The sequence below is a fragment of the Rhizobium sophoriradicis genome (assembly GCF_025200795.1).
Classification (GTDB): domain Bacteria; phylum Pseudomonadota; class Alphaproteobacteria; order Rhizobiales; family Rhizobiaceae; genus Rhizobium; species Rhizobium sophoriradicis.
On record NZ_CP104152.1, the window covers coordinates 3233218 to 3248546 of the forward strand.

General features: G+C 61.5%; 13 protein-coding genes. 6 read left to right on the forward strand and 7 right to left on the reverse strand.

The window, feature by feature from the left end; translation table 11 throughout:
- Positions 1-8: 8 nt before the first annotated feature.
- Positions 9-1364 carry an extracellular solute-binding protein gene (locus N2597_RS16015; RefSeq protein ID WP_183598485.1) on the reverse strand — a complete coding sequence of 452 codons (1356 nt, stop codon included), beginning with the start codon at positions 1362-1364 and terminating at the stop codon, positions 9-11.
- A 364-nt stretch (positions 1365-1728) separates the two neighbouring features.
- Positions 1729-2934, reverse strand: a complete 1206-nt coding sequence (locus tag N2597_RS16020; protein ID WP_096763802.1) for an ROK family transcriptional regulator — start codon at positions 2932-2934, stop codon at positions 1729-1731.
- A gap of 229 nt (positions 2935-3163) precedes the next feature.
- Between N2597_RS16020 and N2597_RS16025 the strand changes: the two genes are divergently transcribed.
- The 6 genes from N2597_RS16025 (at position 3164) to N2597_RS16050 (ending at position 9230) form a co-directional block, all read left to right on the forward strand.
- Positions 3164-4402: an extracellular solute-binding protein gene (locus tag N2597_RS16025; protein WP_183598487.1), complete on the forward strand. Its 1239-nt coding sequence runs from the start codon at positions 3164-3166 to the stop codon at positions 4400-4402.
- Positions 4403-4475: 73 nt separating this feature from the next.
- The gene (locus N2597_RS16030; protein ID WP_106796563.1) at positions 4476-5360 is read left to right on the forward strand and encodes a carbohydrate ABC transporter permease; all 885 of its coding nucleotides are present in this window, start codon (positions 4476-4478) and stop codon (positions 5358-5360) included.
- Positions 5360-6205 carry a carbohydrate ABC transporter permease gene (locus tag N2597_RS16035; protein ID WP_038690932.1) on the forward strand — a complete coding sequence of 282 codons (846 nt, stop codon included), beginning with the start codon at positions 5360-5362 and terminating at the stop codon, positions 6203-6205. Before N2597_RS16030 ends, N2597_RS16035 begins: the two co-directional genes overlap by 1 nt.
- Complete coding sequence (locus N2597_RS16040) at positions 6202-7224, forward strand: SIS domain-containing protein (RefSeq protein ID WP_183598489.1); 1023 nt, start codon at positions 6202-6204, stop codon at positions 7222-7224. Before N2597_RS16035 ends, N2597_RS16040 begins: the two co-directional genes overlap by 4 nt.
- Positions 7225-8154 (forward strand): PfkB family carbohydrate kinase, encoded by a 930-nt coding sequence (locus N2597_RS16045; RefSeq protein WP_096763807.1) that lies wholly within the window; start codon positions 7225-7227, stop codon positions 8152-8154.
- On the forward strand, positions 8151-9230 hold the full coding sequence (locus N2597_RS16050; RefSeq protein WP_183598491.1) for an ABC transporter ATP-binding protein: 1080 nt from the start codon (positions 8151-8153) through the stop codon (positions 9228-9230). The genes N2597_RS16045 and N2597_RS16050 overlap by 4 nt, the downstream gene beginning before the upstream one ends.
- Before the next feature lie 28 nt (positions 9231-9258).
- On the opposite strand, the gene N2597_RS16055 is transcribed toward N2597_RS16050, so the two are convergent.
- The 5 genes from N2597_RS16055 to N2597_RS16075 form a co-directional block, all read right to left on the reverse strand.
- Positions 9259-10086, reverse strand: a complete 828-nt coding sequence (locus tag N2597_RS16055; protein ID WP_077994883.1) for a glycoside hydrolase family 16 protein — start codon at positions 10084-10086, stop codon at positions 9259-9261.
- Between the two features lie 52 nt (positions 10087-10138).
- Complete coding sequence (locus tag N2597_RS16060) at positions 10139-11620, reverse strand: lipopolysaccharide biosynthesis protein (protein ID WP_183598493.1); 1482 nt, start codon at positions 11618-11620, stop codon at positions 10139-10141.
- 78 nt (positions 11621-11698) lie between these two features.
- Positions 11699-12943, reverse strand: coding sequence for a glycosyltransferase family 4 protein (locus tag N2597_RS16065; protein ID WP_077994885.1), 1245 nt, complete (start codon positions 12941-12943; stop codon positions 11699-11701).
- The gene (locus N2597_RS16070) at positions 12940-14286 is read right to left on the reverse strand and encodes a glycosyltransferase family 4 protein (RefSeq protein ID WP_077994886.1); all 1347 of its coding nucleotides are present in this window, start codon (positions 14284-14286) and stop codon (positions 12940-12942) included. Before N2597_RS16070 ends, N2597_RS16065 begins: the two co-directional genes overlap by 4 nt.
- On the reverse strand, positions 14286-15029 hold the full coding sequence (locus tag N2597_RS16075) for a Crp/Fnr family transcriptional regulator (RefSeq protein ID WP_406549671.1): 744 nt from the start codon (positions 15027-15029) through the stop codon (positions 14286-14288). Before N2597_RS16075 ends, N2597_RS16070 begins: the two co-directional genes overlap by 1 nt.
- Positions 15030-15329: the final 300 nt, after the last annotated feature.

The window sequence follows — 15329 nt, forward strand, 5'->3', positions numbered from 1 at the left end:
TTAGGCGATCAGGGGAGCTGAACGTTCTTGTAGGTCTGCTGGAAGCGGCGCAGGAGCTGGTTGCCGCGTTCGGCAGCAGAGTCGAGCGAGGCCTGGACGTCGGCATTGTTGACGAAGATCGCCTGCAGGCCGTTGGCGATCTCGGTGCGGACCTGCAGCAGGCCGCCGAGACGGATGCCCTTGGCGGCTGCGTCGCCGGCCGGGGAAGCGGTCAGGCTCTGGATGGCGAGTTCACGGCCGGCGTAAGGCGCCTTATCGTAGAAGCCCTGCTTCTTCAGATATTCGAAGCCGGAGTTGCGAACCGGGATGTAGCCGGTAACGGTCGACCAGGTCAGAGCTTCTTCGGGCTTCGCGATGAAGTTGAAGAAGGCAGCGGCTGCCTTGTACTCGGCGTCCGAATGGCCCTTCAGAACCCAGAGCGAAGCGCCGCCGACATATGAGCTGTGACGGGTTGCGTCACCATAGGTCGGGAGCATGGCAACGCCCCAGTTCATGCCCTGCTTGGCGGTGCGGCCGATATTCCCGTGGTCGCCGACCGAGGTCAGGATGACCTGGCAGTCGCCGGCGGCGAAGGCTTCGACGAAGGTCTGGCCGACGGCCTTGTTCTTGATGACGGCGAGCTTGTTGTCGTACCAGGACTTGAGATCCTTGATGTAGCTGACGAGAAGCGGGTTCTTGTTGAAGACCAGCTCGGCGTCGAGGCCTTCGAAGCCGTTCTTCTTCGTGGCGATCGGCTCACCGTTGACGGCTTCGAACTGCTCGACGTACTGCCAGACTTCGTTGCTGGAGATGTCGAAGGCGAGCGGGCATGCATAGCCGGCGTCCTTCAGAGCCTTGAAGTCCTCACCGGCTTCCTTCCAGGTCGCCGGAGCATGATCCTTGCCGATCTTGGCGAAGGCGTCCTTGTTCCAGTAGAGCAAAGCGGTCGAGGAGTTGAAGGGGAAGGAATACATCTCGCCCTTCGACGTGGCGTAGTAGCCTGCGATACCCGAGAAGTAATCGTTCCAGTCGACGGTGTAGCCCATGTCGGTCATCAGCTGGTTTGCCGGATAGAAGGCGCCGGAGAGCATGATGTCGAGGGTGCCGGCGTCGGAGACCTGAGCGATCGTCGGCTGCTTGCCGGCGCGGAAAGCGGCAATCGTATTCTGCAGGGAAGCATCGTAGCTGCCCTGGCTGGTGCAGACGACTTCGTAGTCGCCCTGCGACTGGTTGAAGCGATCGCACTGTTCCTGGACACGCTTTGCGATGTCACCGGAATTGCCGAACCAGAAGTCGATCTTGGTCTTATCGGCGGCGGCAGCGGGATCAGCAAGAAACGCTGTAGCGAGAAGGGCGCCGACGGCGCCGAGAAGCTTGGCTTGCATGAGAACCTCGAACGTAAAAGAGACGCGCACTTTCAGCGCACGCCCTATTAGCTGGTCCAAATTGCCGCGGCCAATGAATATTCCATGACATGAAACAAACGAAATCGCGCCGTCACGAAACTTTCATGCGGATGTTATATGCCACGGCTGAAGGCTATATTGAGATAAGCCTCGCCAGCCACCCCAGCGCACTGCCGAATAATTATATCTATACCAGATTTCATATAATTTTCAATGATTTTCAATACTTTACTATACTTCGATAAAGCCTCTTCATTCGCTTGCATTGGTCGCTTGAAACTTACAAAGAGGGCCATTTTTCTGCCGTTGCACTGCTGCGCAACGCCCGGTATCAGGCTCGAAATCAGCGAGAATCCTTCAAAATTGCAGCAAAATGCGGATCGAATGCCCGGCTGATCGGTCCGGCGGCGGCGCCGACCGCGACCGACCAGGGATCGGCCATGCCGGGCTGCAGGCGTGGCAGCGTCCGGCCACGCCTTTCAGCGACCGAGGGCAGCAGCGGCCCGATCGCCGCAATCAACCTGCTTACCAGCGCCTCCGGTGCACTGCCGCAGAGGATCACCGTCTGCGGATCGAAGACCGTTTCGATGAGATGGATGCTCCAGCGCAGGTCCGCCGCCGCCGCCTCGATCCAGTCTTCGATGCTTGGGGCCCCGTTGGAGGCGAGCTCATTGATGCGCGCATGGAGATCGGGATCGGCCGGATCGGCCGACAGATGCTGGTAGAGCGAGGCGAGCGAGGCGCGGTGTTCGAGCGGCGTCGCTTTACCATCGGCAAACAGTAGCGCCATGCCGATCTCGCCGGCATTGCCGTTGGCGCCGCGATAGAGCTCGCCGTTGAGGATCAGGCCGGCACCGATGCCGTAGCCGACAAACAGGCAGACGGCATGATCAACGCCGTGGGCGGCTCCCACCATGCGCTCGGCGGTCGCAGCCGCTGCCGCGTCATTCTGAAGGCTGACATCGAGGCCGGTGCCATCGCTCAGCGTTTCCAGGAGCGGAAACTTCTGCCACGCCTCCATCATCCAAGGATCATCGCCGCTGCCGTCCATCCCAAAGGGGCCGGGCATTGCGGCGCCGAGGCCGACCAGCCGTTTTTCCGATTGCTGGACGATCCCGGCAAGCCCCGATCGCACGCCTGCGACGAGATCGAGAATGGCCTTGGTTCCCGTCGAAGGACCTCCCGGCGGCAAAACGGCTTCTGCGCGTACGAGAACGGTGCCGACGAGATCGACGGCGACCGCCCGCGTCACATGCCGGTCGATCTGCAGACCGATCGCGAAAGCCCCTTCGGGCACGAGGCGATAGGGTGTCGAGGGTTGCCCCCTGCCCTTGCGCACCACCTCCTGCGAACTGACGAGACCATCGCGCTCGAGTTCCTCGATAATATTCGACACCGTCTGCTTGGTCAGCCGCGTCGCCCGCGCCAGATCGGCGCGCGAAAGCGCGCCATTGATCCTCAAGGCATCGATCATCACGCGCCGGTTATGGGCGCTGGTGCCTTCGTGATTGGTGCCGCTCTTGGCCCGGATCGGCCTGACGTCGTTCATGTGTCAATTGCCTCTTGACTCCAGTAGAATGTTGGCGAAGTAATAAGTCAAGACATTTGACTTAATCAGGGACCGAAGAGTTCCAGGGAACGCTGGAAGCCGAATAGGGCCTCCAACGACGCTCCGAGATGATGAATCGGCACGTTCTTTTTCACGCGTGCCTTCTCGAAAACCGATGGCGGCAGAACCGCCATCGGCCATGCGTAAACTTTAAAAACTGGAGGCTGCAATGCTGAAATCTCTCAACAAGACGCTTCTGGGTGCGGCCTTGATCGGCGCATCCTTTGCTCCACATGCTTTCGCCGAAACGACGCTGAACGCGCTTTTCATGGCGCAGGCCGCCTATAGCGAAGCCGATGTGCGCGCCATGACCGACGCCTTCGTCAAGGCGAACCCCGATATCAAGATCAATCTCGAATTCGTCCCCTATGAAGGCCTGCACGATAAGACGGTGCTGGCACAGGGTTCCGGCGGCGGTTACGACGTCGTTCTCTTCGACGTCATCTGGCCGGCCGAATATGCCACCAACAAGGTTCTGGTCGACGTCTCCTCCCGCATCACTGACGAGATGAAGAAGGGCGTGCTGCCGGGCGCCTGGACCACCGTGCAGTATGAAGGCAAATATTACGGCATGCCGTGGATCCTCGACACCAAATATCTCTTCTACAACAAGGAGCTTCTGGAGAAGGCCGGCATCAAGGCCCCGCCGAAGACCTGGGACGAGCTGGCCGAACAGGCAAAGACGATCAAGGACAAGGGCCTGCTTGCCACGCCGATCGCTTGGAGCTGGTCGCAGGCCGAAGCCGCCATCTGCGACTACACCACGCTCGTCAGCGCCTATGGCGGAGATTTCCTGAAGGACGGCAAACCTGCCTTCCAGAGTGGCGGCGGCCTTGACGCTCTGAAATATATGGTGGCCAGCTATACGTCCGGCCTGACCAATCCGAACTCCAAGGAGTTCCTGGAAGAGGACGTCCGCAAGGTCTTCGAAAATGGCGATGCCGCCTTCGCGCTCAACTGGACCTACATGTACAACATGGCCAACGACCCGAAGGACAGCAAGGTCGCGGGCAAGGTCGGCGTCGTGCCGGCCCCGGGGGTAGCCGGCAAGAGCGAGGCTTCGGCCGTCAACGGCTCGATGGGCCTCGGCATCACCTCCGCCAGCCAGCATCCCGACGAGGCCTGGAAATACATCACCTTCATGACCTCGCAGGCGACACAGAACGCTTACGCCAAGCTCAGCCTGCCGATCTGGGCCTCCTCCTACGCGGACCCGGCCGTTACCAAGGGCCAGGAAGAACTGATCTCGGCCGCGAAGGTCGGCCTCGCCGCCATGTATCCGCGCCCGACGACGCCGAAATATCAGGAGCTTTCGACGGCGTTGCAGCAGGCAATCCAGGAATCACTGCTCGGCCAGTCCACGCCCGAGGACGCGCTGAAGTCGGCCGCGGAAAACAGCGGCCTCTGAGCCCGGCATGAACTCCGGGCGGCGCCTGTCGCCGCCCGCCTCCCAAACCTGTGAATGAAGAAGGGTCGCCTCGATGTCGGGCACATGGCTGACAACCCGCGCGTGGCTTTTGATGCTGCCGCTTCTCGTGGTCATGATCTCAGTCATCGGCTGGCCACTGGTCGATACCGTCGGCCTCTCCTTCACCGATGCCAAGCTCGTCGGCACCGGGGGCAATTTCGTCGGCATCGATAATTACGTGAAGATGCTCTCCGGCTCGAATTTCCAGCGCACCTTGGTCACGACCGCATGGTTCGCGATCGTCTCGGTCGCCGCCGAAATGGTGATCGGCGTGCTTGCAGCACTCCTGCTGAACCAGCAGTTCCGCGGCCGCACCGCGCTGCGCGCCCTGATGATCCTGCCCTGGGCGCTGCCGACGGTGGTCAACGCCACGCTCTGGCGGCTGATCTACAATCCGGAATACGGTGCGCTCAACGCTGCGCTGACGCAGCTCGGCCTGCTCGATGCCTATCGCTCCTGGCTCGGCGAGCCCGGCACGGCGCTCGCCTCCCTCATCGTCGCCGACTGCTGGAAGAATTTTCCGCTGGTGGCGCTGATCGCGCTTGCCGCACTCCAGGCCGTGCCGCGCGATATCACCGCGGCCTCGCTCGTCGACGGCGCCGGCGCGCTTGGCCGTTTCCGCTTCGTCATCCTGCCCTATCTCGCCGGCCCGCTAATGGTGGCGCTCGTGCTGCGCACGATCGAAGCCTTCAAGGTATTCGACATCATCTGGGTAATGACCCGCGGCGGCCCGGCCAACAGCACCCGCACGCTGTCAATCCTCGTCTACCAGGAAGCCTTCTCCTTCCAGCGGGCAGGTTCGGGCGCGTCGCTGGCCTTGATCGTCACACTTCTGGTGACGCTGCTCGCCGTCGGCTACGCCGCCCTGGTGCGCAGGACCGCGGGGAGTGCCGCCTGATGGAACGTCAAAGCCCCCTCTTTTCCGCTTTCATTCATCTTTGCGCGCTGCTGCTTGCCGCCGTCATCCTGGCGCCGATCCTCTGGCTCTTCATCATGAGCATCTCGCCGGCCGCCGACCTTGCGGCAAAGCCGCTGCGCTGGTGGCCGCAGACGGCGGATTTCTCGCGATACCAGCTCCTGCTGTCGACATTGGAAAACAGCGCCGGCGCCGCTTTCACGTCGTCGCTGCGCAACAGCATCGAGGTGGCCGGCATGGCGACCATCGCCGCCATCGCGCTCGCCATTCCGGCCGGCTGGGCGGTGTCGCGCACGCCTTCGGTCGGCTGGTCGCTGTCGATGGTGATCGCCACCTACATGCTGCCGCCGGTGGCGCTCGCCGTACCGCTCTATATGGGTCTCTCCCATCTCGGCATGCTGAACAACGTCTTCGGCCTCGCCCTCGTTTATCTCACCATCCTGGCGCCCTTCACCACCTGGCTGATGAAATCGGGCTTCGATTCCATCCCGCGCGAGATCGAATCCGCCGCGATGATCGACGGCGCCGGCCTGTTCCAGACGCTGAGGATCATCACGCTGCCGCTCGCCGCCCCCGTGGTCGCGACGTCGAGCCTCTTTGCCTTCCTGCTGGCTTGGGATGAATTCTTCTATGCGCTGCTCTTCACCTCCGACCAGCGCGCCAAAACACTGACGGTCGCCATTGCCGATCTCGCGGGCGGGCGCGTTTCCGATTACGGACTGATCGCCACGGCAGGCGTGCTCGCCGCCCTGCCCCCGGTGCTGATCGGTCTCGTCATGCAACGCGCCCTGATTTCAGGGCTCACCAGCGGCGGCGTCAAGGGGTGAACATGACAACAGAAACAAACCGGCCCGCCGGACTTGCGGCGATCGACCGCGAAATGGCGCGCCAGCACGCCGATGCCATCGCCTCTTATGAAGCCGCGGCACCGATGGCGGCAAGAGCCGCCGCCTCGCTGAAGAAGACCGGCCGGCTGCTTTTGATCGGCATGGGCGGCTCGCATGCGGTCAACCGCGCCGTCGAGCCGCTCTACCGTGCGCTCGGCATCGATGCCGTCGCCCTGCCGCTTTCCGAACAGCTCGGCCAGCCGCTGCCGATCGCCGGCAGGACCATCTTTGTCACCTCACAATCCGGCGAAAGCGCCGAGGTCCTGCGCTGGTTCGACGAGACCGGCGGCACGGAGGAAACCTTCGGCCTGACGCTCGAAGCCAGCTCCTTCCTTGCCAGAACCGCCCCATCGCTGGTCGGCAGCGGCGGCACCGAGCTTGCCTTTGCCGCCACCCGCAGCCTGACCGTGACCTTCGCCCTGCATCTGGCGATTCTTGCTGCCCTCGGCGAAGATCCGGCGGCCGCATTTGCCGTCCTCCAGGCGCCCGAAAACCATGACATCTCAGCGGCCCTTTCCGCCCTCGAAAACGTCGTGACCGTCGTTACCTCGGGCCGCCGCCTGCAGGGTGTCGCCGAGGCATTGGCCCTCGGGTTGACCGAGCTTTCGCGACGGCCCTGTTTTTCCCTCGAAGGCGGCCAGCTGCGCCATGGCCCGATGGAGATGCTGGGACCGGAGATCGGCGTCGTGCTGTTCCGCGGCCTCGACGAGACGGCCGGCCTCGTCACCGCCATGGCGGTGTCCGCCGTCGAGACCGGCGCGCCCGTCATCCTGTTCGACGCCTCGAACGAAGCCCCGGTCACAGGGGCGGTGACGATCGGTTTTGCCCCGGCGACAGGCCTTGCCGCGATCTTCGCCATGCTGCCTGTCGCCCAGCGGCTGATGATCGCTTTTGCCGAAACCCGCGTGGAGAATGCCGGAACGCCGATCCGCTCCACCAAGATTACCCGGAGTGAATGAATGCGGCCGCTTGCAGTCATCGGCAACGTCAATGTCGATCTCATCCTCGGACCGGCCGCCCCCTGGCCGAAGGCCGGCACGGAAATCATCGTCGATCACGACGAGCTCCGCGTCGGCGGCTCCGCTGGCAACAGCGCTCTCGCCTGGCAGGCGCTCGGCATCGAATTCGAGATCGCCGCCAATATCGGCAGCGACCAGTTCGGCCGCTGGCTGGCGGAAGCCTTCGGCCATCGCTCCAAAAATTGGCCGGTACGCCCCGAGAAAACGACGCTTTCCGTCGGCATCACCCATCCGGACGGCGAGCGCACCTTCTTCACGACGACCGGCCATCTGCCGCGCTTCAGCCTCGCCGACGTGTTCGCAGTCATCGACGGCGAAAGACTGCGCGGCGGTTACGCGCTTCTCTGCGGCGGCTTTCTGACCGACGATCTGGCGAGCGAATATGACGCCTTCTTCGACTGGGCCGACGGCCACGACATCATTGTCGCACTCGATACCGGCTGGCCGCTCGACGGCTGGACCGAAAAAAATTGCGCGGCCGCCCGTGCCTGGCTTTCGCGCAGCGGCATTGCACTGCTGAATGAGGTCGAGACGACGACGCTTGCCGGCATCGCCGATCCGGTCGAAGCCGCCCGTGAGGTCAGGTCGCATATGCCGGAGGGCGCGATCATCGTCGTCAAGCGCGGCCCGGATGGCGCCATCGCCATCGGGCCGGATGGCCTGCCGGCATCCGCAACTGCACCCGTCGTCAAGGTCGTCGATACGATCGGCGCCGGCGATGTCTTCAATGCCGGCTTCCTGGCAGCATTGGCAGACGGCAAGCCGCTGGCTTCCTGCCTGGCGGCAGGGACACAGGTCGCCTCGCGCGCCATTTCCACCCTTCCCCGCAGCTATGGCGAGCCATCGGCTCCTCAGGAGCCCATGTCATGAGCGCGCTCGACATTGAAAACATCCGCAAGACCTATGGCGAAGTGGAAACGCTGAAAGGCATCGACATCTCGCTGGAAAGCGGCGAATTCCTCGTGCTGCTCGGCTCCTCCGGCTGCGGCAAGTCCACGCTCCTCAACATCATTGCCGGCCTTGCCGAGGCGACGAGCGGCGACGTCAGGATCGGTGGGCGGTCGGTTCTCGGAGTACATCCGAAGGACCGCGACATCGCCATGGTCTTTCAATCCTATGCGCTCTATCCCAATCTGACGGTGCACCGGAACATCGGCTTCGGCCTGGAAATGCGCAAGGTGCCGGCGCCCGAGCGCGACAAGGCCGTGCGCGATGCCGCGAAACTCCTGCAGATCGAAAACCTTCTCGACCGCAAACCGAGCCAGCTCTCCGGCGGCCAGCGCCAGCGCGTCGCGATCGGCCGGGCGCTGGTGCGTAAGCCGGAAGTGTTTCTCTTCGACGAGCCGCTCTCCAATCTCGACGCCAAGCTGCGCATGGAGATGCGCACTGAGATCAAGCGGCTGCATCAGATGCTGAAGACCACGGTCGTCTATGTAACCCATGATCAAATCGAGGCGATGACCCTTGCAAGCCGCATCGCCGTCATGCGCGACGGCCGTATCGAGCAGCTGGGCACGCCTGAGGAAATCTACAACCATCCGGCAACACTCTATGTTGCCACCTTCGTCGGCGCTCCGCCGATGAACCTGCTGAAGGCGACAGTGCGCGATGGCCGGCTGGCGATTGCAGGTTCTGATGCCAGCCTGCCCCTACCGACCCGCTTCGCCCAAGCCGCCGTCAATGGCCGCGAACTCGTCCTCGGCATCCGCCCCGAGGTCCTTCGCACGGACGGCGCCGGCCCGTCGCTCAAGGCAACCCTGGAGGTCGCCGAGCTGACCGGCCCAGAACTCGTCGTCACCGCCCTTGCCGGAAATCAGCGGCTGATGGCTTGCCTACCGCCGCGCACGCCGATCCGCGACGACGAAACGCTCACCCTCTTCTTCGACGAGGAGGCGATGCATCTCTTCGACCTGGAAACCGGTCTCAGCTGCCTCAAGGAGCAATAGGCCGACCATGGCACCCTGAGCTCCTCGTTCAATTCGCCGCGTCGGCGGGCTTTCGCTTGTAAACATGGATATAGTCGACGAGCAGAATGGAAGGATTCGGCGTTTCATCGATCGGCCATCCCGAGCCGAGCGCCAGATTGACCAGCGGATAGAACGGCATGTGGAACTCCTTCGGGGTTTCGAAGCTCCAAAGGTATTGCCGATCCAAATAGAAGGTCGTCCTGTCGGCTTGGATATCGACGCCGTAGGTATGATACTCGCTGTTTAGAATTCCGTCCTCGACCGTTTTCCAATAGCCGCCGGTCGAGTTCTGGCCGCCTTGGCTCTGACGCCAGATATGAAAACCCATGCTGAATTCGTAAGGCGCGCGGCCGTAATATTCCAGCACGTCGATCTCGGCTGTGTATTTCGACCGGTCGAGCCCGATGAGCCAGAAGGCCGGCCAGACGCCCTTGCCCGGCGGCAGCTTCATCCGTGCTTCGAAATAGCCGAACTGCTGCGAGAAACCTTCGCCCTTCGGGTTCACTGACGACAGCAAGCCTGAACGCCAGGTGCCATCGGCCTCCTTGCGTGCTTCGATCTTCAGAATTCCCTGATCGGTGGTAAACGGAAAGCCGGGAGCCGGATCAGTGAAACGGGCATCACCGAAATCGCCGTTCCAGGGCGTATGAGCGATCCAGCGGGAGCTTTTCTCTCCCCAGGGCGAAACGTCGAGGCTGTCGAAACTCTCGTCGAATGTCAGCTGGTATGCATCAATATTGAGCGGTTCCTGGGCCACGCTGGGCTGGCCGGGCAGCGCGCCTAGACCGAGTACGACGAGCAGACCGAGCCACTTGGCAGATATCCCGTAACGCATTGTTATTCCCTTGAAAACGCTTCAACCAAATCGTCGGGGGCATTTGCCCCGATCATGAGGTGAGAACCTCGTTCCGTCGCGGCATCAGCCTTTGAACGACGATGGCCTCAATGCCGTCGGGCCTTCCGACCATGTGCCACAGCAGTAGCGCGCCAACCCAGAAAATGCCCGCTGCCACCCCGCCGCAAAGCGCGACGCAGACGACAAGAGTGACGCCGACAGGCATGGCGACGAGCATCGGCCCCACCCAGAGCAGGAAGGCGATCATCGGCAGGCTCGCGGCCAGCGGACGGATAAAGGAATTCAGTTGCGTGGCAAAACTTGCGCCGATCAGCCGCCGTGTGATGACAAGCGATGCGCCATAGGCGACGAGGACTGCCACGATCCGCGCGCCGAGTGCCCCCGCCACCTGAAAATAGCCGATGCCCAGAATGGTGACCGGTACCCTGACGGCGAACTCGACAAACATCCTGAGAGCGACATAACGGGTATTGTTCATGACCATCGCCAATGGCGGCATCATGTTTGTCGGAAGACCAAGCAGGCTGACAAGGCACAGCCACTGCAGAATTGGCGCGGCCGATGCCCATTTCTCGCCGACGAGGATGCGCACGGTCGGCTCGGCGAGAAGGGCAAGTGCAATGAGAATGGGTGCTGCGACGAAGGTGATCGCATTCGTCGCCTTCAGATAGGCGGCGATCAGGTTGCGGCGATATTCGACCGTGGAGAAGGCCGCCATCAGCGGGCGCAGCAACGGTCCGACGAAGGTTTGATACGGAATACCGGCGATATTGTCGGCGACGCTGAAGGCGCCGAACGTCGACAGGCCGGTAAAACGCGGCAGAAGCAGCCGGTCCAGTTGCCAGTTGATCGAACTCAACACCTGCGACACCGTATTCCAGCTGATCATGTCCTGAAAATGCTTCCATTCGGAAAGGCTGAACGTCGGTCGCATCGGCGCAAGAACATAGGAGGTGATCATCGCCGCGGTCGGGCCGGCGACCGCTCCGATCACCAGCCCCCAATAGCTGCCTGTTGCCACAGCTACCCCCACTCCGAACAGCAACGTCGATCCCTTGGCGATGAGGTCGAGCGCGAACTCACGTTTGAAATCGAACCGCTGCATGAAAAGAACCATGCGCGGGCTGACCACGCTGCGCATCGCAGGCGCGATCGCGAGAACGGCGACAAGGGCGAAAAGCCGAGGATCGTTGTAGACCAGCGCCATTGGCCAGGAGATGATCATCATCAGCAGGCTGATGGCCAGCCCTCTCAGCAGGCTGAGGGTGAAGGCCGTGGCGAACATCTCGTCCGAAGGCGACGATTGACGCATCAGCGCCTGGGTCAACGGCAGGTCCAGGATTGCCTCGACGATAACCAGGACCGACGTCGCGATGGCGACCAGGCCGAAATCGGCAGGACTCAGCAGCCTTGCCAGGACAAGGAGGCTGACGAAATCGAGCATCCGCGCGAGGAATTTTCCACTGATCGTCCAGATGCTCGCGGTCGCCGTCCTCTGAGATACGCTTGACATGATCGGTTTATCTATTTCTCGTCGAGGGGTTGAGACGGCGGTCGGGGCTGCAAGGCGGGCTGCTGCGTTCTTTCCCCCTCAACCCGGCCGTCTTCTGAAGACGCCGGCTGCTCCGTCTCTGTGGCTGGACAGTTGTTGCTCAATGAGACCGGACAGGCGATCGCGGAATACGGCCGAGGAGAATTTCAGCGAATGCGCGCGGATTGCATGCGGATCGATATCGTCCTCGACCTCTTCGAATGCTGCCATCGTTTCCAAAAGGGCTTCCGTCGTCTGCTCAGCGAAGCGAAAGCCGACCTGCGGCGCGGATACGGTTTCCCGGGCGCCGCCCGCATCGAAGGCCAAAACCGGCCGCCCTGATGCCATCGCTTCAACCGGCAGGATGCCGAAATCCTCCGTGCCCGGAAACAACAAGGCCCTGCATCGCGACAGGTGATCGCGCAGCACGTTGAAAGGCTGATGGCCGAGAAACTGAACGGTCGGCCCGGCGATCGACTTCAGGTAAGGGAGTTGTTCGCCCTCGCCGATCACCACCAGTTTCCGGCCGGCCTCGGTGCAGGCGCGCACGGCGATATCCGGCCGCTTGTAGGTGGTTAGCTGTCCCGCATAGAGGTAGAATTCGCCTTTCCCCTTGCCCACGGCAAAATCGTCGGTCGCAACCGGCGGATGGATAACGACGGCGTCCCGATCGTAGAACCGTCGGATGCGGCTTGCGACATATTCGGAGTTGGCGACGAACACATCGACGCGTGAGGACGTCGTCACGTCCCAGGCGCGCAGCACGGGCGCGGTAATTGACATCAGGGCACGTCCCACCCAGGGCAGGCCATGGCGATAGACATGGAACTGATCCCAGATGTAGCGCATCGGCGAATGGCAGTAGCAGACATGGAGGGCGTCGGCGCGTGTGATGATGCCTTTGGCGGGGCCGGATTCGCTCGACAGCACAAGGTCGTAATCCTGCAGATCGAACTGCTCAAGCGCAAAGGGCATCAGCGGCAGCATCTTGGTGTAGTGTCGCTGAGCGCCGGGGATCTTCTGCAGGAAGGACGTGCGAATGTTGCGCGTCTTCAGAAAATCGCTGATGCGATCCCGGTTGCAGACGAGGGTGAAGATGTCGGCCTGCGGGAACATCCGGCACAGCTCTTCCAGAACCTTCTCGCCGCCGCGCATCGAAACGAGCCAGTAATGTACGATGGCGACACGAAGTTGCCCGCTCTCTTTTGAGGTTCCGGCCTCGGTGACGCGTCTTTTCGCCATAACAGGCGCATCGGTCAAAAACAGCCTCGCGTCGGGAAGGGAGGTCGCTGCTTTAAGGGTCAACTGAATACTCCTTGTATCGCCACACCGTCTGCCGGCTCGGAAACCGCATTCGTCGAAATCAGGCTGTAATATTCGGCAAGAAGCGCATCGCGCCATTCCTCGTGTGTCGTGGCGAGATCCGGCGACAGCCGGAAGGCCAGCTCGCTCATGGCGCGGACCTCTTGCGCGGGCATTTGACTGAACCGCGTCAAAGTATCGGCAAAGGCACTTTCATCGGCGGTGTCGCAGGCAAGTGCCATGCCGGCTCTTTCCATTTCTTCGGCGAGAAAGGCGCTCCGCGACATGATGACGGGCAGACCGCTTCTTGCCGCTTCGATAGCGACGAGACCGAACGGCTCGGGATAGCGCGAGGGCATCAACAGCGCACGCGCCTTGCGGATGATCGGCCCTATCTCCGCATGCGACTGCCAGCCGACTGCCCTGACATGATCTCCCGACGCTGCGACCCGCGGCATCAGCGGCCCGTCGCCGATCACGCAGAGCCTGACACCGGCTCGGCGCGTGGCGGCGACGGCATCCTCAACGCCTTTCTCCTCGTCCAGCCGTCCGATGAACACGAACTCGTCGTTGGCTTCCGCTTCGATGCGGTTGATGGAGAGTGGAGCGACGGGATTGCGGATCGTCGTCAGCCGTTCTGGCCGATAGCCGGCGCCGACCAGAAAACTCGCCATCTTCTCATGCAGCAGGATGATCCGGCCGAATTCAGCCTGACCCTTCAGCAGCCGAAGGATATTCGAGCCGCGGGCAACCCGCCACAATTTGTGCGAATAACTTCTCTTGTCGCAAGCCGTCGCAATGCAGCCTCCGCCAAGCGGGCGTCGTAGGCAGATTTCCTGCGACTGATAGTCGAAGAAGGCGCCATTGGGGCAGGCCGTGAAGAAATCATGAGCGTGAACCACGCACCGTCCGGCGACCGGCGCCAGTGCCTTGAAAATCGCGGGAGACAGGATCTGGTGCCAGCCATGCACATGGTAGACGGTGTTGACGGTATCTTTTTCGGCAATCCAGTTCGCCGCCATGCGGACGGCAGCGCCGTTGTGAATGCCGGTGACGAATGCCTTCGCACGCTCGGCGCTGAGCAGGTCGCGGCTGTTCAGCCCGAACATCGAGATCCCGAGCGCGACAAGCTCCGCATTGGCCGCATCATCCCCGCTGATATAGGTCACCGGGATGTCGAGCCCGCGAAAAAGCTTGGCAGACAGTACCGCCAGGGCTGTCGCACCGCCTTTGGCCACCGAATAGTCGTCAATCACGACCACGCGATCGATCTTTGCCGTGCGTGGGCCGGGAAGGCGGCCAATGCTTGCGGTGGATCGAAGGCCCTCGGAAAGCGACGGGCGCATTACTTCACCAAAACCGCGCCGTTGGCACAGGCTTCAAGCGCCTTGCGGTTGAGAATGCGGATCTTGCCCTGCCCCCCGTCGATGATCTTGCCTTCCCGCAGGCGCCGAAGGGATTGATTGACCTTCTCGCGCGACGCCGGCAGCGTCGCGGCCAGGTCATTTTGGGAGATGATCAGTTCGTCCCCGCTGTTTACAACGTCTTTTCCATAAACAGCCGAAAGCCTCAGCAGTGTGCTGGCTAGCCTCGACTGCAGGCTCGACGCCGCATTCGAAATGATCCGGAGTTCAAGCTCCGAAATACGCGCCAGCGCCCTGGAAAAAACCTTTTCGCGGAAGGAGGCATCACTGGCGTATTTGTTGCGCAACAGGCGACCTTCGAAGAAATGCAGCTCGCAGTTGGAGCCGGCTCGGTATTCGAGGCTTACCGTCTGCCTGCGCAGAACCTCGAGCTCGCCGATCAGGCCTGATTTCGGAATGATCTCGACAATGAATTCCCTGCCGTCGGGCAGCATCGTACTTGCGTTAACCACCCCGGAATGCACGCGCGCGAACATATCGATAAGGACGCCGGCCCCGGCAATGACCTCGCCGCGCCGGAAACGCCGGACGCTCGACCGGCAGGAAAGAAATTCATCGTCAAGCACGATGCGGCTGCCGAGATGACTGCCGCCGCTGGCCGATATCGTCGGCTTACCGATGCCGGCCCTGCGATCTGATGCGTGTGTCACCCCGTCCATGCGCATAACTCCAATACTCGAATAACGACAAAAATGCTGCACCGCACCATTTATATTACCTTAATATCCAAGTCAAATTACATCTCCAATAATCAACGTACATATTGAGATTACAATTAGTCGAAAAAACAAAAATACATCAATATATCGCGTTAAGAACCTCGAGAAGATCAAATAAAGCGCATCTGATTGAAATTTACGCTCATCGACAAGTCTTGATGATTAAAAAATACCATTAATCCGAATGACGATATCACAAATATAGATGTATCTACGCGCCATAACCACGATTTGGTAGTCTATATC

Bases quoted from the DNA above. Each gene is read 5' to 3' on its own strand.
- N2597_RS16015 (WP_183598485.1), bottom strand. From the start codon at position 1,364: ATGCAAGCCAAGCTTCTCGGCGCCGTCGGCGCCCTTCTCGCTACAGCG.
- N2597_RS16020 (WP_096763802.1), bottom strand. From the start codon at position 2,934: ATGAACGACGTCAGGCCGATCCGGGCCAAGAGCGGCACCAATCACGAA.
- N2597_RS16025 (WP_183598487.1), top strand. From the start codon at position 3,164: ATGCTGAAATCTCTCAACAAGACGCTTCTGGGTGCGGCCTTGATCGGC.
- N2597_RS16030 (WP_106796563.1), top strand. From the start codon at position 4,476: ATGTCGGGCACATGGCTGACAACCCGCGCGTGGCTTTTGATGCTGCCG.
- N2597_RS16035 (WP_038690932.1), top strand. From the start codon at position 5,360: ATGGAACGTCAAAGCCCCCTCTTTTCCGCTTTCATTCATCTTTGCGCG.
- N2597_RS16045 (WP_096763807.1), top strand. From the start codon at position 7,225: ATGCGGCCGCTTGCAGTCATCGGCAACGTCAATGTCGATCTCATCCTC.
- N2597_RS16050 (WP_183598491.1), top strand. From the start codon at position 8,151: ATGAGCGCGCTCGACATTGAAAACATCCGCAAGACCTATGGCGAAGTG.
- N2597_RS16055 (WP_077994883.1), bottom strand. From the start codon at position 10,086: ATGCGTTACGGGATATCTGCCAAGTGGCTCGGTCTGCTCGTCGTACTC.
- N2597_RS16060 (WP_183598493.1), bottom strand. From the start codon at position 11,620: ATGTCAAGCGTATCTCAGAGGACGGCGACCGCGAGCATCTGGACGATC.
- N2597_RS16070 (WP_077994886.1), bottom strand. From the start codon at position 14,286: ATGCGCCCGTCGCTTTCCGAGGGCCTTCGATCCACCGCAAGCATTGGC.
- N2597_RS16075 (WP_406549671.1), bottom strand. From the start codon at position 15,029: ATGCGCATGGACGGGGTGACACACGCATCAGATCGCAGGGCCGGCATC.